Source organism: Stenotrophomonas sp. GbtcB23 (genome assembly GCF_019091045.1).
Classification (GTDB): Bacteria; Pseudomonadota; Gammaproteobacteria; order Xanthomonadales; family Xanthomonadaceae; genus Stenotrophomonas; species Stenotrophomonas rhizophila_A.
In genome coordinates this window covers 1-240 of sequence record NZ_JAGXKC010000645.1, presented here as the reverse complement: position 1 = coordinate 240, position 240 = coordinate 1, and the positions used below count along the sequence as shown (strand labels likewise).

1 protein-coding gene is annotated in these 240 nt (G+C 60.8%); it reads right to left on the bottom strand.

What is annotated here, in order from left to right; all coding sequences use genetic code 11:
- A partial coding sequence (locus tag KVS69_RS20425; protein WP_217540141.1) for a hypothetical protein occupies positions 1-225 on the bottom strand: 225 nt, incomplete at its 3' end.
- Between the last annotated feature and the right edge of the window lie 15 nt (positions 226-240).

Here is a 240-nt window from a genome sequence, read left to right as displayed (position 1 = left end):
GGCATAGGCGGCGGCGACACTCCTGATGAACTGAGCGCATTGGTCGGTGACGTCGGGGCTTGGATCGCAGCCACTGAGGCGGATGATGGGGAGACGGCCGCAGCTCAGCTGATTGGGCGGGTACGATCGGTCCAGAAACATTTGGGCACAGATACAGCAACGCCTGTCGACAGAGTCGGCGCCAACCTTGCCGGTCATCTGGCCGAAATGATTGGCCTGCTTCATGACTGCGACAGGCTT